Origin of the sequence: Sphingobacterium paramultivorum, assembly GCF_014109745.1 — a bacterium.
In the GTDB taxonomy this organism is placed as follows: domain Bacteria; phylum Bacteroidota; class Bacteroidia; order Sphingobacteriales; family Sphingobacteriaceae; genus Sphingobacterium; species Sphingobacterium paramultivorum.
Genome location: NZ_CP058555.1, coordinates 2,770,304 through 2,792,123 on the forward strand (window position 1 = coordinate 2,770,304; position 21,820 = coordinate 2,792,123).

Sequence of the window (21,820 nt, forward strand, 5' to 3'; positions counted from 1 at the left end):
ATAATCATTCCATTGAATAAATACGAACAAGAATCACTTTAATCGATCTTTTAATTGTTGCTCATAAAGTGAGCCGATCGACATTATTCTGTTTTGATTTTCCCAGTAACCAGCATTTCTATTTTTCAATCTTCCAGCAACTTTTTCTCCCTTTACTCCTATGGCAAAATTTTGTCCGGAAGCCCAGGGCTGTTGTACTGCAGCACTTTTGACCGTACAATTCCATAAGACTTGTGTCACCCCAGCCCAGCCGTGTCCACTTCCCCAGTTACCCCGGTCCTGAACATTAATTTCACCATCCGTTACGATTTGATCGTATAAGGTTCCAACAGCCCATCGATGATGTGGACCGATATCCGCATGTGTTCGCTCCGCGCTAGAAAGGCTAAAAACGTTTGGACCGAGGGTCCTAGCCCCTGTTACGTAATCATGGCGTCCTTCCGTGGTATAAAGTTCTTTAAATAAATTAAGCTGACCGTCATTATTGAATGAATACCTTCGGCCACCTGTAATTTGAGATTTTCCATCCAGACACCGCGACTTCATTACTGTAATCTGTTTGGCAAAAGCGCCAAGGCTCACCGCTGCATAACCAAAATAACGCGCGGTGATATTGCGCACCCAACCGTTCGCTATTTTATCCATATCAATTGCAATCCAACCGTGATTTTCGTCCTCATCACTTACAAAATCAGATTCGAAACGTATATTTTCGATTCCAACTTCACTTATACGTCCGTCAAAGGTGTAAGGAATGACAGCCACTTTTCCATACCTCGGATCAATCGCCATCACCAAGGGATTATCAAAAAATACAGAGTCACCTTTAATGGCCAAAATAGTACGTTCAAAATTTAGCTTATATTCCCGCGCTGTCCATTGTTTCGTCCCTTCTCTTTTTTCAATTTGGTTCATTCGAAGCGCTTCAATCCAGGCGTCGTTCATCTCATACGAGAGCAGTACCTGCTCGCCTACTTTCCTTTCCTTCGCATGATCGATTAGGACATATTTAGCCCCTACAGGTCCATATCCATCCTTGACAAACTGTTTTCTAGCCTGGTCCAAGGTATAGCTGCCTGTACCTGAAATCTTCAATAAGCTGCGTTGGTGCTGGCCTGTGGCTTTAAGCAAGGTTTGCCCTATTGCATCACCCTCCCCTCTCAACACGACACCGCTGGCATGAATTTCCAGGCTTCCAGGTATATTGTACAGACCTTTTTTTAACAAAACAGCACCTCTAAAACCGTTTTTATCAAGTGGTTTTGCAGATACAGCATCGATGGCTTGTTGTATAATTTGTTGATCATCGCCATTTACGCTGGGTTTTACAGTAATCACAACAGGAACATTGGGCAGCTTTTGATCACCTTGATGATAGCCCACATGGCTAAAGTCGGGGATTACGTTTCCCTGTTCATCTGGAAAATAGATCAGTTGTCCCGCTGGATTTTTCCGGACCAGATCCGATTGAACTTTTCCGGACTGTAGATCTTCTTGCCGATGCAGTGCTTCCAAAAAGTAATAATCGGCATAACTCAAGGGTTTATCCACTTCAGTATTGGAAGGTTTCGATCCTGTACTGTGTAATAATATAAAACCTTTACTTTTATTTGGCGGCGACATGTAATTATCTATCAGGTTCGCCAATATGGTCTGTGCTTTTGCACGATAATCTTTCCCTTGGTTGCTATACGTGCTTAATTCCAATAGCCCCGACGCTATGACTGTCGCTGCCGACACATCCCTTGGTTCATTTGGAATATTAGGCGCATCGAAATCCCAGTAAGGGATCAAGTCTTTCGGCATATTGGGATGTGCAAACAGCCACTGCGCAACTTTTTCGGCTTGCTGCAGATATTTCGGATCTCCTGTTTCTCTGTAACACATCGTATAACCATACAGTGCCCAGGCCTCTCCCCGCGACCATGTGGATTCATCACTTAAGCCCTGATGGGTGTTTTTATGCTGCACAGCTCCTGTTTTCGGATTATAGTCTATCACATGATAGGTGCTGTAATCTGGCCTAAAATGATTTTTTAGCGTTGTATTGGCGTGGCTCACCGCAATATGATAATAAGTAGAATCTCCCGTAAGTTTGGTTGCTTCAAACAGCAATTCTAGGTTGAGCATATTATCGATGATGACCGGAAAATCCCAGCGGTGGCTATTGTGATCCCACGAACGTATACAGCCGACTGTCGGATTGAAGCGGGTTGCCAGCGTTTTGGCTGCCTGAACAAGCACCTCCCGGTATTGTGGATTTGCGGTTAACCGATAACCGTTTCCTACACTACAGTAGATCTTAAAGCCCATATCATGGGTCTTTCCATTAAATTGCTCCGCTTCTATCGACCTTGTCGTTTCTGAAGCAAGATCTCTCCATTTTTGTTTTCCCGATTTTTCGTAGAGATACCACAGGACTCCAGGAAAAAAGCCACTGGTCCAGTCCCCCCTTTTCACGGCAACCAATTCGTTATCTGAGGAAAGCGTACGTGGCGATACCAAGGATGAATCACTTTTTTTCAAGAGCTGCAATTCTTTATAAAGTAGCTGAGCTTGTTGATCTGCAAGCCCCCAAGCTTTTTGCAGCTGCTTTGTACTCTGTGCCTCAACATGTTGAAAAGCGCACAAAATTCCAGTCAAAAATAGTACTTTGGCAATGGATGGCCTTTTTAAATTTCGAAAGCGCAAAAAGAGGGTATATCTTCGCAAAGACGTAGCATTAACATTCATGTTATCTGTAGGTTTTTAAGGTGAAACGGTTAAGTTATTTTATAAGGGGGCTAGGAAAATCAAAGCCATATAATTGGGTTGCGAATGGGTAAATTTCGAATAACCTCTTCTTGTTCGGGTGCATGATCAAGCTTTTCCCAAAGCTGCAGATAGTCTTTATTCTGGAAAGCCACTGCCGAAAAGACAAGTGCCGGATGTGCAATTGGCCATTGATCCCAATACATGACATCTTTCTGATAAGGCCATTTTTCTTTAGCTGCAATATAGGGGACCATAAAATCAATCCCCGTTTTTATGGTCCGCCCATCAGACAATGTATACTGCCAAAGGGGGGTATTGGTCTTGGACAAAATCTGGCAGATCATGGTCATCGCATCCAGATTAAACAAGGCGTATCCATAAGGTTTTGTCCGCTGTAATTCTCTCGGGAAGCTACCATTAGCCTCCATTTGATTCGGCAATAGCACATGCGCATAACGATATGCACATGTATTGAGTAATACAGTGTCTTGCACTAAACTCGAAAATGCGGCTACCTGCATCACCCAACATGTACCATGGTTGTTGGCGGCATTCATTTCATCGATTCCATATTGATGCGTTGTAAGCCAGCGTAAATAGGTCGCAAACCAGCGATGAATGGCATCCTTGGCTGCCTGTGGAAAATTGGGGTCGTTTTCAAATATCTTTACGCCCTGTGCAACTTCCATCAGATGAATGGTATCAATAATGCCTATTCCTCGCCCTGTAAAACGCCCTTGTATAGCCTGTGCATAAAGAAGATTCGGATTCATCATCGTTTCTGCATCAACGAACCAAGCCTTTAAATGACGAAGTGCCTGTTGTACATATTTTTTATCCGGATTCAAACGATATGCTGAGGCCAGTGCACCCACGATTCGGCTAAAGCGGATCATTGCTTTACGATGTTCAACGAAATTGGCCGGATTAGTCATCCCATCCCGTTGGATATAGGGCGCAGCTGGATCTTTGGGATCGGGCCACCAATAATCGCCTTCAGAATAAAAATCATGAATACCCCCGGCACTCCGGCCCGCGCTATATGCTGTCACAGTCAATGGTTTCTGCTTCATCGCCCATTTGGACTGCTTTAGGATAACAGGACGCAGCGTCTGGATGATCTCCTGCTCAAAAACACCTTCCTTAATTTTTGCCTTCAAAAATAAGGGGGAAATTGCGATCCCAAGAAGACAGCCCATGATGCGAACAATTGATTTAGATTTCATTTTTCCTGGATTTTGATTTATAGCGGAACAATACGGTACTGCTTCCCTTTTATGGTCTCAAATTGAACTTCGAATGTTTTCGTAGCTGCTAACGACGGCAATTTGGATGGATCAGCGATCGTATACGATAGTTGTTCCGGTTTATATAATAGCGTGTTGTCAGTGACAACTGCCTGATTTGATTCGATGCCGACAACTTTAACGGGTAAAGGTGTACGCAAACGACAAACACCTCCAATATTGGATACGATCATTGCTTCGGTCAATACGTTATTTTTCCAGGCAATGTCTACGGTAAAGTTTCCCCTGGCCTTAATTCCTTTAATCGTCCCAGCAGACCATTCATCAGGTAGAGCCGGCAATAAATGAACAGCTCCATCGTGACTTTGCAGCAACATTTCAGTCATTCCGGCCGTAGCACCAAAATTACCGTCAATTTGAAAAGGTGGGTGTGCGTCAAATAAATTCGGATAGGCTCCACCACCGCTCATCTGAGCACGATCCAATTTAGGATCGATAAAATTTAAGGCATCCTTGAGGATTTTATAGGCATGATTTCCATCCTGAAGCCTCGCCCACCAATTTGTCTTCCAGGCCATCGACCAGCCGGTACTGACATCGCCCCTTAAGAGCAATGAACGCTTAGCGGCCGCAGCCAAAGCCTTGTTTTCCGCAAGGCTGATCTGATTGCCTGGGTATAAACCAAATAAGTGGGAAATATGCCGATGCTGATCTTTTGGGTCATCCCAATCTTTAAACCACTCTTGCAATTGTCCGTATTGGCCAACCTGATAGGGATAAAGCTTTTCCTTCGCTCCTTCTAGAGCCGATTTAAATTCAGGATCAACACCCAATATCGTACATGAACGAATAACAGCTGTAAAAAGCTCACGAATGATCGCCATATCCATGGTAGAGGCCATGGTCAATTGATATTCTTTACCTGCTATTTTAATTGTATTTTCAGGTGAAGTGGAAGGATTGGTCACGAGATATTTATTTCCGGGATCTGCAATCAGCCATTGCAACATAAATTGGGCCGCCCCTTTCATCAATGGGTAAGCCTTCTCCTTCAAGAAAGTTTTGTCACCCGTAAAACGATAGTGTTCCCATAAATGTGTGCTCAACCAGGCACCTGACATAGGCCATGCCGACCAGCGTGGCATTCCTTTGGGATCCCAATCATATCCGCCCGGAGGGGAGGTTTTGGCCCATAGATCGGAGTTATGATGCACAACCCAGCCCTTATCGATATGATAATTTATCGATGCTGTTTTAGCCCCGTTGATCGCCAGCTCATCCATAAAATCAAACAAAGGCTGATGACATTCCGCAAGATTGGTATTTTCCGCAAGCCAATAATTCATTTCTGTATTGATATTGGTTGTGTAATTACTTCCCCAGGGTGGCTGCACATGATCATTCCAGATCCCCTGTAAATTTGCAGGCCTTCCTCCTTGTCTGGAACTGGCAATCAACAAGTAGCGTCCAAAATGATAATACAGCGTCAGAAGTCCCAAATCGGCCGGTCCTTTGGAAAACTGCATGACACGCTGGTCTGTAGGTAATTTATCGTGAGCAGAAGTACCGGTCAGCTTAAAGGCTACACGATTGAAGAGCGTTTGATAATCCCTTTGATGGTTTGCAAGTAAGGTGTGAAAATTCTTTTTGGAGACAGTATTCATCCGGTTTTTTGCGAGCAGTGTGGCATCTTTACCTTCCTGACTCGGAGACTTATCAAAACCGTTAAAGCTTGTCGCTTCTGTCAAAAATAAAATCACCTCATCAGCGCCTATAATTTTAAGTTTATCCTGTTCTTTTTTTACCACACCACCGGTAGTTTTTACACTGACCTGTATCGCAAAGGTCATCCCTTTTCCGCCAACACTATCGTACACCACCTGTTGGGGTTCATAATCCCTATTGGCGACAAAACTCGGCGCCTTTCCCTGAAGCGTCAGTTGATTATCCCCTTGGATCGAAATGCTATATCGGAGCTTACTGGTCAAGGAAAGATCCAAGGTAATTGATTTTTTCTTGTCCGCTTTCAATCGAACCACCAATGCTTTATCCGGAAAGCTGACAAAACTTTCCCTTTGGTATCGAACACCTTGATACGAATAGCTCACCTGATTGATCGCTCGTTCAAGATCCAGCTCCCGTTTATAATCTTTGACCTTTTTTTCGTCCTGATGAAAATCCAACCATAAATCGCCCATAGGTAGATACCGAGCAGAATAAGGTCCTTGCATTTTCTTCCAAAGAACTGCTGCGTCTTCATATTTTCCAGCAAAGATGGCTTGGCGCACCTGGGGTAAGACCTGCGGGCCGTTTGGATTATTGCCAGCATCGGGTTCACCCGACCACAGCGTATTATCGTTAATTTGAAACCGATCTTTACTTAGCCCTCCAAAGACCATCGCTCCTGTTGTGCCATTTCCAAGCGGCAGTGCTTCTTCCCACAGTGTAGCCGGCTGATTATACCAAAGCTTCAGCTGCGGCGAATTGCTTTGTGCACTGCATGGAGCAATCGCCCCCAGGAGGCCGAGCAGTAAAAAGAAGTTCAAATGATTCGTTGCTTTTAACATCTTGTGTTATTTTTCTATCGTTAACAAGGTACTCTTTGATCCTTCCATCCGGCCCGATACCACTGCTCTCCCCGAAGGCAGTCGAAGTTTAATCAATGCACGACCATTATAGGCCTGTACTTTTTTCGACCCCGTAGAAGTGCCTTGATCGACGATCAACTGACCATCGCCGGTTGAACCAAAATAGATCCAATCCTTTGCATCGAGACAGGGGGTATTGGTATCATCCACAATTTGGGCTTGCACAGTGATTACTTCGCCTTCCGCAGCAATCTGTTCGACAAGTAATTTGGCAGGTTTACCCCACTTTTTTGTCTGATATTGTTGTTCAATTTCATCCACTAGAATTTCCCGTCCGTTTTTCGCAACAGCTTTAATCTGATTGTTCCCTTCGTTCAGTTTTACCATCCAGCGCAAACCTGCCGCTGGAAAATCTTGGCTATTCCTTTTCTTTAATCCTTGACTTTCTCCATTGACAAAAAGCTCAACCTCACTGGCATTGGAATACACCTTTATCATTTTCGACTCCTCTTTTTCACCCCAACGAATCGGCCAAGTATGGCCATAAATATGCAGCATTGGCTTCGCGGTCCAATACGACTGGAATACGTAGTAAGATTCTTTTTTGGTAAAATCCCGTTCAACAACACCCTTCTGATTGACATAAGGAACAGGATTGTCTGGTCGTACCGGAGTTGAAAAATCTTTAAATGGCCAATAGGCTGTTCCCGTGAGCCAAGGCATTGTTTCTTGTTCCTTTAAGTGCCAATCGATGAGATTACAGATGTAGCTTTCACTCCAATCGCCATCCTTAGAAACCCGTGCTGCACCACCAATGAGCGACGCATCGCCTGCCCGTTCATCCGTTGTGCCATCACCTTTGATTTTAGCTAAAGCGCGATCAGGGTCTTCTGCATGTCGTCTTGCATGACTATCCCCGCCCCACTCCACATGAAGGAAATGTTTTACCTTTTTCATTTCTTCTTCGGACGCTGTTTTATAGTCGGTATAAACACCTCTATACCAACCCGCCCAAATGGAGGGTGAATAAACATCAACAATATCTTTACAGAAATCACAACGTCGTATCGCTGTTTTCCGGCTCGGGTCCAATTGATGGGCTAAACCATTGAGTTCACTCATATAAGCCCTTATCTTCGCCTGATCAAACTCCGTAAAATCACCAGGCCAATCATTTTCATTACCAAGCCCCCAGATAATAACCGATGGATGATTATAATGCTGTTCAATCATATTGGTTAACATCCGTTTTCCCTGAAGTTGATAGACCTCTCCACCTAATCCACCTCTGCACCATGGAATCTCTTCCCAAACCAAAATGCCCAGACTATCACAGGCCTCAAGCACTTTACGACTCTGCTGATAATGTCCCAAGCGTATAAAGTTTACCCCCATATCTTTCATCAGGGTCATCTCTTGCAGGATCTGATCGTCAGTCATTGCTGCAGCAACGCCGGCATGGTCTTCATGACGATGGGTACCGCGAAGCAAAAGCCTTTTCCCATTCAGCAGAAAAGGACCTTTTTCTTTAAACGCTACATGTCTAAAGCCAAAGACACTCTCTTCTTTAAATACTTGTCCATTGCTTTTGATTGTCGTAACTAAACGGTATAAAGCCGGTTGATCAGGACTCCAAAGCTGTGGCTTCTTGACTAGGAATTGTCCAAATTCAAGATTTAATGCTCCCTTATTAACCTGTGGTTGCTGGGTTTGCACGATTTTTCCAGCAGGGTCATAGAGCTGCGTTTCGACTTCAAAATTTGTCTGAGCCGAAAATGGCATCAACCGTCCGCGAACGTTGACCACTCCCTGCTTACCATCGCCCCCTACTGACGCCTCAACAAACACACGCTCCAAAGCTGTCTGCGGAACATATTTCAGGTTTAGATGTCTGTAAATACCTCCATAGACGTTAAAATCAGACAGATCAGAAGGGATCATTTCGAGATCACGCGAATTATCCACACGAATTGAAAGCGGTATTTTGCCCTTAAACTGTTTTTTAAAAGCAGCTGTTTCTTTAAACTTTTCAACCGCATCTGTAATGTCCACAGTCCATTCGTCGTATCCGCCAACGTGCTCCCCAACTTTAATCGTATGGATATAAACAGCTGTCTTTTGTCCGGCTCCTTCAAAATGAAGAAGGGTGTGACCATTTAAATAGGGATTATCGATCTCCAGCGATTTTCTATACCAGCTTGGCCCCTGATAATAATTTATAGCTGGATCAACAGCGTCCAGCGCATTATAACAGTGCGGCAGATTTATCTGCTCCCAAAGTGGAACAGACTCAGGATTACCGGTACCCACCGGTCTTACAGCTTCCCAGATTCCTCCCAGATCGCTCTTTAAGAAATCCCAGCCTTGATCAATCCGCTTAACTTCCTGAGCGTGGAGCTGAGCAACTCCAAAAGTCAACAACAACGCAACTATTCTATTCAATCTACTTTTCTTCATTATGCTATTTTAGTATCTGCTTTTCATCTTCGGCCTTACTCGTCCAAAGCTCCAGTTTTCATGTTCTTTGCTCCGGGCCCTTTTTCGCGCTTAAATTTTCCTGCTACTTCGATCTTAATCACCGTAGCAACAGGATCAATGGCCTGCTCAGGTACGCCAATCTGAATACCATTGGAATTCGATTTTACCTTTAACACTTGATTATTGGCTAAAAGACTAGCTTTTAAAACTTTATTTTCAATCGGAAGTTCGACTAGGCCATTTTTTGGCCAGTCAAATACAGAGACATACAAATAAGTCCGCTTTCCATCTTCCTTCATGGTACATCTCCCCCATTCAAATGGCTGTAAAGGACTACTCTTGGTCGTGTAGACTGCTTCACTATTGGCTTTCATCCATTTGCCAATTACAGCCAAACGTTCTATACTCTCCTGTGGAAAGGATCCATCGGGTTTTGGACCAACGTTCAACAGGTAATTTCCACCTTTGGAAGCAATATCAACGAGATTGCGGATCAAGGTTTCGGCGGATTTCCATTTATGATCGGATGTGCGGTAGCCCCAAGTGCCATTCATGGTCATACAAGTTTCCCAATGTTTACCTTCGAGTTCACTCCAATCTGGAATTTTTTGCTCCGGCGTTTTGGTATCGCCGGGAAAATTAGGCCGTTTCAATCGATCATTTGTGATAATATTGGGTTGTAATGCCAATTGCTCCTGAAGCATATTTGCGGCTTCGTCGGTCATATTGGTTGGTGTATCCCACCATAGCACAGCAATATCCCCATAGTTACTCAACAATTCTTTGACCTGAGGTACAGATACATTTTTGATATAGTCACTAAAACTCGCTGTTTCTTGTTTGGGATCCCAATGGCCATGATGTGCTAGTGTGTAGTCATCTATACGGGTTGAATCTGGATTAGGCCAGCCTTCTCGCATTAATTTACGAGCAGCCGATCCACCAGGGTTATTCCAATCCTGTGCCTGTGAGTAATAAAAGCCAAGTTTCAGGCCATATTTTCGGCAGGCTTCGGCCAAAGGTTTCAAAACATCTTTACCGTAGGGCGTCGCGTCCACCATATTCCACTTACTCGCTTTTGTTTCAAAGAGCGCAAAACCATCGTGGTGTTTGGCCGTGATAATCAAGTATTTCATCCCGGCATCTTTCGCCATGCGTACCCATTCGTCTGCATTATACTGCGTGGGGTTAAATTGCTTTGCCATCGCCTGATATTCATCAACTGGAATTTTAGAGCGGTTCATAATCCATTCTGCTCCACCACGTGCCTGTTCGTGCCCCTTATAAACGCCGCCAAACTGCGCATATACTCCCCAATGGATAAACATGCCAAACCGGGCTTCCTCCCACCATTTCATGCGCACACTATCGGGCAAGCGGTTTACTTGCGCATACAATAATCCCTTACTCATTCCCATGATGAGGATAAGTGCCAGCAACATTTTATATAGAGCTTTCATACCTTAATTTTTCACAGTTCTTAATTTAGAAACCTGGGGTTTGTTTAAAATTGTCATTACCTAAACTTTTGGCCATATCTACCTCAGATTGAGGCACAGGCCATAGGGTATCTCTTGCCATAAATAATCGTGGAGCTCCATCTGGATCCTTGGTTTTATCCATCACCTCTTTAATCATCCCCCAGCGTTTCAAGTCAAAATAACGTTGACCTTCCAAAGCCAATTCAATCCTCCGTTCATGACGGATAATATCGCGGAATTCATTTTTTGTCAAGGAACCGCTAAACTGTACGAGCGGCATTTTCACATCAGCCCTGGATCTTACCTTATTCAATGCGTCTACGGCTGTCTGATCAGGCCCTGCACTTTCATTTTTCGCTTCTGCGTACATCAATAAAATATCTGCATAGCGTAAGAATACCCAATCCTGATCGCTTTGTGTCGCGTAACTTGTTGGCCATTTCGATTCGTTGATATACTTTCGCGGTAAAAAACCACCCAAAACTCCCTCGGCAACCGGATCAAAAGCAGAAGATGCTGTGGTACCTCGCCATACACCGCGGTACATAATTGTCGACTTCAACCGTGGATCTCTATTTTCGTAAGGATTTTTAGCATCGTAAACCGTCGATTCCTTAATATCTTTTCCATCGATGGCATAATAAGAATCCACCAGATACCCCAACGGTTGTATTGTCTTCAGATAAGAATACATCATATCTGCTGGGCTATACATATTGGGGGGTAAAAATCGAGCGGAGAACATGATTTCGGGATTATTATTTTGTCCAGGTTTTCGGAACAGATCGCGATAACCACCCTGATAGATCGAAAACTTGTTTTCATCCATAACAATCTTCGCTGTTGCAGCTGCCTCGGCCCATTTTTTTGAAGTCAATAATACCTTTGTTTTGTAGCCTAATGCAGCTCCCCTCACAGCGTGTCCCTTATATCCTGTATTTGGCAGTTTTTCACTCGCGTAATCTAAATCTGCTAAAATCGCTTCGATAACGTTGGTTTTAGGTGTTCTACCCAGCCGAATACTCGCATCGTCCATACCCAGAGGCTCTAAAGTCAATGGCACATCACCGTACAGATTGGTCAACAAAAAGTAGTAATGGGCGCGGATAAAACGGGCCTCTGCTTTATATCGGTCACGGTCCTGCTGGCTCATGCTTGTAATGCGGTCAATATTGGCAATCAATTTATTACATGCCGCAATGGCCTGATACGAAATCTCATACCCCTCAGATTGCATTCCGCCGGTTGTCGAGGAGATTCCGGATCGCGAAATAATATTGAAGTTATTGGAGGTACTGGACACAAAGGCATCGTCTGAAAGCCCATCCCAAAACATACTTGCTCCCCCCCAACCACCGCGTGCATTGGATGAAGACGTCGAATTGTATCCTCGGCAAAGAAATTCATAACAGCCCGATAGTGCCAAATCAGCATCAGTCTGCGTTTTCCAGAAGGTTGATTCCGAAATTTTATCCGTTGGATTTTTATTTAAAAAATCTTTTGTACAACTGCCTAGTGAAGCTAGGGCAGCTAAGCTTAGGTATAGATATGTTTTTTTTACGCTATTTTTCATCTTTAATTTTTTTTAGTTACCACTAGATTAGAATGTGATGCTCGCTCCAAATGCGAATACTTTATTCTGAGGATGAGTCACATAACGCCCTGATGTTGCACCACCGCTTGATGAAACGCCGCGTTCGGGATCTAAACCGGGGAACTTGGAGAATGTGACCAGGTTATCCGCCGCAAAATAGATGCGAAGGCCAGAAATACCAGCTTTGGACAAGGTGCTCTGTGGAATAGAATAGCCTACCTGAATATTTTTAAGACGCAGGAACGATCCATCTTTTAAAAAGAAAGTCGATGTGGTCCGTACATTATTTGCAGCAGGGGTATTTTCAGCACCAACTATTGGAAGCGATGCATTGGGGTTTTCTGGAGTCCAAGCGTCCATCCAGTCGCGGGTGAATGTACCACCTTGCCTGAAAGGGACTATTCCCCACTCACTTACAAATATTTTTTGTCCCTGAGAACCGAAGAAAAAGGCTGTAAAATCAAAATTCTTCCATACAGCCGTCGCATTAAAGGAATAATCGAAATCTGGATAAGCGCCCGGCACGACAATACGATCATTATTGTCCACAACTTTATCGCCATTTACGTCGGCAAATTTCAGATAACCTGGTTGTGCTGGAATCTGTTGCACCGGAGAGGCTGCCACCTCTTCCTTCGAACGGAATATCCCCGTGTTCTCCAAAAGATAAAAACTACCATAAGGTAAACCTTCCCGGATAATGGTATTGCCCGAGATACGTTCGGCTCCATATTTCATCACCTTATTGCGATTGGCCTGAATATTTCCATTGAGGGTCAGCGATACCTCTCCAATTTTATCACGGTACTGAAGACCGAGCTCTATACCTCTGTTACGCAATTCACCATAATTTACGGTCGGTGCAGTCAGCCCAATATAAGAAGGGAAAGCCGTAGATGCAGATAAAATATCTGATGTTACTTTGTTATACCAATCGAAAGAAGCGGTCAATTTGTTGTTCCATAGCCCGAAGTCCACACCGAAATCCAGGACTTTGGTACTCTCCCATTTGATCCGGTCATTCGCCATGGCTACCTGGCGAGCCCCCTGTTGGAGTGTTTCATCAAAAGGATAAGCAAAAGAAGAATTGTAAACAATCTGATAAGGGTAGTTACCAATATTCTGATTACCCAGTGTTCCAATGGAGGCTCTTAATTTTAGTTCATTAACGACCGTCTTCAATTTCGGCCCATAAAAGGTCTCATCCGAAACTTTCCAACCTCCGGATATTGAAGGGAAAAATGCCCATTTTCTATTTTCAGGGAAACGTGAAGACGCATCATAACGTGCATTACCTTCGAGTAGATACTTGCCTTTGTAGTCGTAGTTTAATCGACCATAGTAAGACCTTAATGACCATTCATTGGTTACACCGTTATTAGACTGTTGACCGGCTCCGCCACCATCAAGCTCAAGCAAATCATTGTTGGGAAACTGCAACCTACTTCCGAACAATTTTTGTGTTTTATTATATTCTGCCTGGGTTCCTGCCAGCACTTTCATGTTATGATTTCCAAAAGACTTATCGTAAGTCAGTTGTGTATAGCCCACCGGGTACACATTGTTGTCGTCCGTTACTTCTAATCCTTGACCACCTACATCAAGCTGTCTGGCGGGTAGGTCATCGGGTTTGGCGAACCACATGTATTGATTAATCACAGGTTTGTTGGTATAGTTTTTTGTAAAGCCATACGTCAATCCGCCGCTAGTCTTCCAATCCAGCCCATCCAATATTTTCACATTTAAAAAAATATTGCCTTGCATAAAATAATTGTTCAGTCTTGTAAATGCATTTTCAGCAACTGCAACAGGGTTTTTATTTGGGGACTGAAAAGGATATGCCCTGGACGTATAACGACCACTACCATCTGGTAATACAGGTCCATAAAGTGGTGATTGACTAATGGTAGACAAAAACTGATCTTCACTACCATTTCTAGGGTATTTCCGATCGCCATAATTCAAGGTAATGCTTGAACCAAAACTTATCCGTTCATTGATTTTAGAGCCTAGGTTAAGCTGTAGATTATACTTTTTAAAAGAAGTCCCGATCATAATATCAGGCTGATTGACGTAGCCCAGTATGACGTTGTAATTTGTTCCTCCGGCACCACCGCTTAAGCTTAAATTGTGCGTCTGTACCGGGACTGTTCTAAAGACAGCATCCAACCAGTTAAAATCGGGATATAATTTTTTATCTGTTGCATTTTTGTAGGCATCAATCATCTCCTGGCTAAAAGAAGCATTTGGATTTGTGACACCGGAGTTTTTATTTGCCTGATTATATAGGTTCATGTAATCAACGGAATTATACACGAGGTCTGGAAGAGCTGAGGCTTTGGTAATTCCGACATTGTAATCGTAGCTCAGTTGTGTTTTTCCAGCTTTACCCTGTTTTGTCGTTACCAGAATAACACCATTTGCTGCTCTTGCCCCATAGATAGCGGCTGAGGCAGCATCTTTCAATAAGGTGATATTCTCGATTGCTTGAGGATTTAAATTTTCCAAACTCCCGGGGATACCATCTACGATAACCAATGGCGCAGAAGAAGCCCCATACGACCCCAATCCGCGAACCTGGAGATTCACATTTTCATTCCCTGCTTCTCCTGATCCTTGGGTAACACGAAGTCCGGGCATGCGACCTTGAAGTAATTGCGTTGGATTTGTAGCGATACGTTTGTTAAGCACCTTTCCATCGACAGCAGCAACAGCACCGGTTAAATTACTTTTTTTCTGGGTACCATAGCCTACAACAACCACTTCGTCAATCAGACTACTGGACTCCTGGAGAACGAGATTAATGTGATCTTTCTTATTGACCTGGACTTCGGCCTTCTCTTTGCCTACCAGCGAAAATATCAGGACATCAATATCTCGCGCAAGAATCTGATAATTGCCGGCCCCATCGGTTACAGTGCCGTTTTTCACCCCCTTTATCTGTACTGTAACCCCCACAAGAGGCTCGCCTGTTGAGGAGCTTACTTTTCCGGATATCTTTATTTGCGATTGGGCAAGCACCACCGGTGCAGACATGCTCATCAATGAAAATAAAAGTAACCCCTTCCCTACCGTTTTGGTTATCGGTGTTATCATAGTTGTTTTGGTTTATTTGGTTATTTAACGAAGTAAATGAACTCAAATATCAAAAATCGTTCACAGCAAAAGGAGTATTTTTTGTTCAAATAGGTGGAATAAATAGCTTCATTCCTGATTTTCAACACGATTAAATGGTTTTTTAAAAAAAATAAAAATAAAGCTCCTGGCTTCTTCTAATTTTTCTTCCATCAATCCGTCGGTTCAGCTCCAAAATAAGATGGAGATCTGCCGGAGCTACCAGCGCTCCGTACGACGAGGGAGATTATCAATTCTGCGATAAAATCGATATATTGTCCCCAAAATCAGTTTAAAGTGAGGGAGTCGATGACAACAAAAAAATATAGTAACGTCTATATCTTTTGGTTTTGCAGCATTTTATTTTTTTTAATGCACCCTGGCTATTGCCAGACAATCATACCTACAGGAACACCTTTTGTAAAACAATACAAAAAAGACCAATACAAGGCTGGAAATCAGAACTGGTCTTTGGCAGTCGATAAAGATGGTCGCATTTATAGTGCAAATACCGAGGGGCTGTTACAATTTGACGGACAATACTGGCGTATCTTTCCACTACCAAATCACTCAACAGTCCGAAGTGTTGCAATAGGTAAAGACGGAAAGATTTACACAGGTGGAAGAGGTGAATTTGGCTATTGGACTTCCAAACCTTTCGGAAACTTGACCTATCACAGTCTCTCTAAACTTGTGCAGGACAAGACCTATTTTCCAAACGAAGAAATCTGGAAAATCATTGTTGAGGACCAACGGGTATTTTTTCATACATTTTCCAAATCCTATATTTGGGAAAACAATCGTATACGGCAACTAACGGCTAAAGGTGAACCTTTTTTATTTCCACATCAGCTCAATAACATGCTATTTTTCGAACAGCTGCCAAGTGGTCTGCATGAATTTAAACAGGATAAATTAATCCCTGTAAAAGGAAAAGATGTATTGAAAAATAAAAATGTACTTGCTATCTTACCTTTCGACGCAACGACCTCGCTTATTGCCACCTCGCGGAATGGCCTTTACCTGATGAAAGCCGATGGTTCCATCCTACCCTGGTCTGTTCCGGCAAACCAGCTCTTGAGCCAATCACAGATAAACAATGGCTTATACCTCTATGACGGACAATATGCTTTTGGCACCATCCAAAACGGTGTTATTGTCATCAATAAAAATGGCCAGGTCATTCAGCATATCAATAAAAACAATGGTCTCCAAAACAATACTGTACTTAGTATTGTCAAGGACAATCAGAAGAATATCTGGGTGGGACTGGATAATGGTATAGACCGCATTGAAATCAATTCTCCATTATCATTTTACACAGATTTTGTCGGAAAAATTGGTACGGTTTATACATCAATTATCTATCAGGGGAAAATCTATCTTGGAACGAATAAGGGATTATTTTCAAGTGAATGGAAAGGATTGACCAATTACAATTCATTGAATTTCTCCCAGATTCCCAATTCAAACGGTCAGGTTTGGACATTAGCGCTATTTGGTGATGAGTTGATTTGTGGACATAATGATGGAACCTTCAAATTGGTTAATGGGCGACTCGAGAAGATTTCACAGATCACTGGCGGCTGGATATTCAAGCCTATTTTTGGAACAAAAAATATTCTTCAAGGCAACTATACGGGCCTATCGAAATTTAGCTTCGATGGTATACACCTTCAGTTCGTCCAGCAATTCGCGGGCGTTAAAGAACCAGTTCGATTTTTGGCGCAAAAAGATAACCATACCTTTTGGATTGGCGATTGGGGACAGATACAACTACTCGGATTTGATGCGAATTTCCAACAGGCAAATATTTTATTTTCCTCCAAACAGGACAGTATCGCTTCAAAGAGGCAATTTACGGGGATTTACACATTAGAAAATAATCTTGTATTTGCGACGGACAGCGGATTTCTCCAATTCGACAATATTGTAAAAAGATTCAGCTATGCCGATGAATTAAACACAGCATTAGGCACCTATAAAAATTCAAATAAGGTCATACCGATCAATACAAACAGCTACTGGTTTATTCAGAAGACAAAAATTGCTAAAGTAGATTTTGACAGTAAGGGCAAACTTCATATTGACTCCAATCTGCTCAGTCCCTTACAGGATCGAATGATGAATAACTATGAAAACATCCTCCCTATTGAAAACCAATACTATCTCATCGGTTTAGATGATGGATTTGCGATCTATCGTCATTCCGATAAATCACAAAAATATAGGTTGCCACTTCCACAAATAGCGCAACTCATCAACTTGACAACAGGACAGGCTATTATTCCAGATTCAGCGTTTAAACTATCATCATCTGACAATAATCTTAGAATTAGCTTTTCAAGTCCATTTTATTCGTCATCACCGATTCAATACCAATATTATCTCGAAGGTTACTCGGACAATTGGTCCGAATGGAGTGAAACTGCCTATCAAGATTTCACGAATCTACCTTATGGAAAATTTCAAATTAAAATAAGGGCGAAGGACAATATGGGCTTGGTTTCGGAAATTCAAGCTTTTTCCTTTACTATTCGGTATCCATGGTACCTTTCTTGGTGGGCAAAGGTATTTTATACACTAGTCCTGATAACGCTCATCTATTTAGCATATATATTTAGTCTTCAGCGGGAGCGTAAGCGTCAGTTTCAAATACGGCGAAAATGGTTAGAAGAGAAAAAGATTGCCTTGGAACGCGAAACCGAGCAAAAGGAAAAGGACTGGATCAAACTTAAAAACCAGCAATTAGAAGATCAGCTTCAATTAAAAAATAAAGAACTGGCCAATGCGGCACTCAATATCGTTTACAAAAATGAGATGTTGAACAATTTACACGACGAGCTCAAACAACTTAAAGATGCAGATGGCAACAAACTAAGTTCGGATGAATTGAAAAAAATAAACAAGCTCATCGATGATGCCCATAATGACGATCGTGACTGGCATATTTTTGAAAGAAGCTTTAACGAATCACATGAGAATTTTTTCAAGAAATTGAAACAAGAGTTTCCTGATCTAGTCCCCAATGATCTTAAACTATGCGCCTACTTAAGGCTCAATATGTCGAGTAAGGAAATTGCCTCATTACTTAACATTAGTACACGCGGTGTCGAGATTAGACGCTATCGATTACGCAAAAAGTTGGGCATTCCAACAGACAAAAACCTCTCTGAATTCCTGATGGAACGTTAAATTCTCATCACAGACACTACATCATTACCACACACGAGCTTTAGTGTATAAAACACACTAAAGCTCGTGTTATTTCGTTAAAAAAAACAAGCTAAAAAACTGACTATCAAAAATATAAAATAAAATAAAAGGTAGACTGAGCAAGCTGAAATTTCATGTAGTAGTGATGTGAAAATGTTAAACTTTGGCAAAGTTGTACTACATCAACATATTTGCCTCAGGGAAATAACCAACTGTATTTTAAACAAACACCAAAAATTAACGATATGAGGAATCTATCCGCATTATTTTTGACATCCATGGTCGTATCGGTTGCCTATGGACAAACTTCGGTACAAGGAGTGGTCAAAGATGGCACAAGCATGATCTCCATGCCTGGCGTCACCATTAGTATCAAAGGGAAAGCAGTATCTACAAAAACCGACGCAACGGGGAAATTTCAAATCAACGCCTCTCCTACCGACTCATTGGTCTTTAACTTTCTGGGTTATCGCACACAAACCGTATACATTGGTAATCAAACGCAACTCAATGTATTCCTAGAAAATCAAAATCAAGCATTGGAAGAGGTTGTGGTTATCGGTTATGGTACACAAAAGAAAGCGGATCTGACAGGATCGATCAGCTCCTTGAAATCATCCGATATCACAAAGCAACCTGCTATGTCGGCAATGCAATCCATCCAAGGTAAAGCTGCAGGTATCAATATTATTGCAAATGAAGCACCCGGTTCCTCACCAAATGTAATTATCAGGGGCTTAGGAACGGCATTATCAGGACGGAATCCACTCTATATTGTCGACGGAATTGCACAAACAGATATTAATAATATCAACCCATCAGATATTGAATCTATGGATGTTTTGAAGGATGCATCCTCTGCATCTATTTACGGTCTTCGGGCTGCAAATGGTGTTATTATCGTGACCACGAAGAAAGGTAAAACGGGGACGACAAACATCAATTATGAAAGCTTTGCAGGCATAAAAAATGTCCTCAATCGTGTGAAAATGGCAAATGCTGATCAGTTTAGAACATTTGCCAATGAATACCTAACCTCGACCAATGGATCGTACCGTTTAGCAGAGAATCAAAAATATAATACAGATTGGTATGACGAATTATTAAATACAGGTTCTGTATTTAATAATTCCGTTAATATTTCTGGCGGAACTGAGAAAGTTGATTACTTCGTATCAGCAAACAATTATACCGAAAATGGTATTCTTGATGGCTCCAAATTTGTAAGAAATACCATACGCAATAACAACGTATATAAATTTTTAAACAATCGCCTAAAGTTCAGCCAAAATTTAAATCTTACATTAACAAACGCAACCCCCAAGCCCTATAGTGCTTTCACCACGGCTTATCGTCAGTCACCGCTGGCTCCCGTGATGTTTGATAATGGCCGTTACGGTTTAGGTCGTGTAAATACAACAACTGGTGTTGCCGGTATTGAGGCAGCTCCTGGGCAAGCCATCGGAAACTTAAATTCAATTGGAAATCCAGTGTATGAGGTTTTACGTCAAAATGAAAGAACAAATACGCTCCGTCTACAGGGAAGTTTTGAGGGAGAATTCAAGATTACGGATTATCTGAAAATCAATTCGCGTATTGGCGGGAATAAATTTTATTCGAAACAACGGATTTTTAATAATGTAAAAGATCAATGGTTAAATGCAAATACGTTATTGAATGAATCTGATTTCATCAAATTAAAGGAAAACAATCCAAAAGCCCTTGACTATGTAGACAATAGTCTGAAATATGAAAATTTGGAACAATTCCGTTGGTCTATCGAGAATTTCTTGACCTTCAACAAGAATTTTGACAAGCATCATATTGAGGCGGTTGTGGGGATGTCACGTGAGAAATACGACATTAATAGCATGAATAGCCAAACTGGCTATAATGTGCCTGAACAAGAGCAGTATTGGAATATTAACTTAGCCAAGGGCACTAATGATTATGGTATTGTCTCTTTACAAACCTATTACACACCAAGGGCATTAGCGTCTTATTTTGGTCGACTACAATACAATTACGATAGCAAATACTACTTAACGGCTACCTTGCGCCGTGACGGATCAAGCGTATTCCGTAATACAGGAAAATATTGGGGTACTTTCCCTTCCGTTGGATTGGCCTGGACGGTAACCAACGAAAGCTTTATGAAAGATGCCAGCTGGATTAATTTATTGAAAGTGCGCGGAAACTGGGGTAAATTAGGTAACCAAGATATCCCGTTAAATGTATCCACAATTTTAACAAATCCAGAAAGTTCAAATTACAACTACGTTTTCGGTCCTGAACAGAATATGGTCTATGGTAGTGCTTATGGTACTCCTGCCGTGAATCTAACCTGGGAAGTAACCAGAGAAACAGGCGCTGGCGTAGACTTTGCGTTTCTAAACAATCAGCTTTCAGGATCCATTGACTACTATCATAAGCTAAATACCAATACTATTCTTGATGTAACGCCAACTTACACTTCTCCTTCAGAGAAAAATTTCTATGCGCATGGTGCCAAAGTGCTGAATCAAGGAGTTGAAGTAGCTTTAAATTGGAACAAAAGCATTAATCCTGAATTCAGTTATACCGTTGGCGTCAATTATGCCTATAACAAAAACAAAGTAACAGAAGTGGTTCCTGCCTATGACCGTGCTACTGGAGGTAGTTTAAATAATGGGGAGATTACCAAACAACTTCGTGTCGGACAACCGATCTATGGCTGGTGGATGTTTGAAGCAAATGGTGTCTTCCAAGACGCTGAAGATGTAAAAAATTACCCATCGTTTGGCGCTGCAAAACCTGGCTATCTGAAGTACAAGGATCAAAATGAAGATGGTGTCATCGATTCCCGCGACAAGGTTTTCTTTGGATCATTTTTACCGACTTCAACATATGGTATCAATGTTGGTGTTAATTACAAAGCTATTGATTTTAATGTCTCCGGATATGGTGTTGCAGGCAATAAGGTTTACAATGGTTTAAATAGTGTTCGTTCCAATGCGGGTGAGAATATCGCGTTGTCAACTTTTGAAAATCGCTGGACTGGCGCAGGTTCAACCAATGAGCATCCTGGTGCAGAAAGAGCATATTGGGCTTCCAGTTATTTCCTTGAATCGGGCGCTTATTTCCGTATCAATAATATCACCGTAGGATACACTTTCAACAACTTATATAGCTCGAGATCTAAACTAAGATTATATGTTACTGCACAGAATCCATTTATATTTACGAATTATAGTGGTTTCTCTCCTGAACTTTCAGGCGACGGTAGTCCAAATTTAACTTCTGGTATTGAGCTTTCAGCTTATCCAACGACACGTAATTTCTTATTTGGACTTAACATGCAATTTTAAT

At 42.1% G+C, this 21,820-nt stretch carries 9 protein-coding genes; 2 read left to right on the plus strand and 7 right to left on the minus strand.

The genetic code is table 11. The annotated features are described in order from the left end of the window. Positions 1 to 33 precede the first annotated feature (33 nt). The 7 genes from HS960_RS27050 to HS960_RS12020 are packed head-to-tail and all read right to left on the minus strand — an operon-like array spanning position 34 to position 15,238. A complete protein-coding gene (locus tag HS960_RS27050; protein ID WP_159728838.1) occupies positions 34 to 2,733 on the minus strand; it encodes a glycoside hydrolase family 88 protein in 2,700 nt (899 codons plus the stop codon). A gap of 59 nt (positions 2,734 to 2,792) precedes the next feature. Beyond that, positions 2,793 to 3,980 (minus strand): alginate lyase family protein, encoded by a 1,188-nt coding sequence (locus HS960_RS11995; protein ID WP_228280298.1) that lies wholly within the window; start codon positions 3,978 to 3,980, stop codon positions 2,793 to 2,795. A 17-nt stretch (positions 3,981 to 3,997) separates the two neighbouring features. Further along, positions 3,998 to 6,568: a glycoside hydrolase family 95 protein gene (locus tag HS960_RS12000; protein WP_182332786.1), complete on the minus strand. Its 2,571-nt coding sequence runs from the start codon at positions 6,566 to 6,568 to the stop codon at positions 3,998 to 4,000. Positions 6,569 to 6,574: 6 nt separating this feature from the next. Next, complete coding sequence (locus HS960_RS12005; RefSeq protein WP_159728843.1) at positions 6,575 to 9,046, minus strand: glycoside hydrolase family 2 TIM barrel-domain containing protein; 2,472 nt, start codon at positions 9,044 to 9,046, stop codon at positions 6,575 to 6,577. Positions 9,047 to 9,081: 35 nt separating this feature from the next. Beyond that, on the minus strand, positions 9,082 to 10,527 hold the full coding sequence (locus HS960_RS12010; RefSeq protein ID WP_310441868.1) for an alpha-L-fucosidase: 1,446 nt from the start codon (positions 10,525 to 10,527) through the stop codon (positions 9,082 to 9,084). A gap of 25 nt (positions 10,528 to 10,552) precedes the next feature. Further along, positions 10,553 to 12,121 carry a RagB/SusD family nutrient uptake outer membrane protein gene (locus HS960_RS12015; protein ID WP_159728845.1) on the minus strand — a complete coding sequence of 523 codons (1,569 nt, stop codon included), beginning with the start codon at positions 12,119 to 12,121 and terminating at the stop codon, positions 10,553 to 10,555. Positions 12,122 to 12,148: 27 nt separating this feature from the next. After that, the gene (locus HS960_RS12020; protein ID WP_228280304.1) at positions 12,149 to 15,238 is read right to left on the minus strand and encodes a SusC/RagA family TonB-linked outer membrane protein; all 3,090 of its coding nucleotides are present in this window, start codon (positions 15,236 to 15,238) and stop codon (positions 12,149 to 12,151) included. Positions 15,239 to 15,565: 327 nt separating this feature from the next. Here HS960_RS12020 and HS960_RS12025 point away from each other — a divergent pair, with 327 nt between their 5' ends. Together HS960_RS12025 and HS960_RS12030 are read left to right on the plus strand one after the other, a co-directional pair. Beyond that, the gene (locus tag HS960_RS12025; protein WP_159728847.1) at positions 15,566 to 18,451 is read left to right on the plus strand and encodes a helix-turn-helix and ligand-binding sensor domain-containing protein; all 2,886 of its coding nucleotides are present in this window, start codon (positions 15,566 to 15,568) and stop codon (positions 18,449 to 18,451) included. Between the two features lie 266 nt (positions 18,452 to 18,717). Continuing rightward, on the plus strand, positions 18,718 to 21,819 hold the full coding sequence (locus HS960_RS12030; RefSeq protein ID WP_182332788.1) for a SusC/RagA family TonB-linked outer membrane protein: 3,102 nt from the start codon (positions 18,718 to 18,720) through the stop codon (positions 21,817 to 21,819). Position 21,820 lies beyond the last annotated feature (1 nt).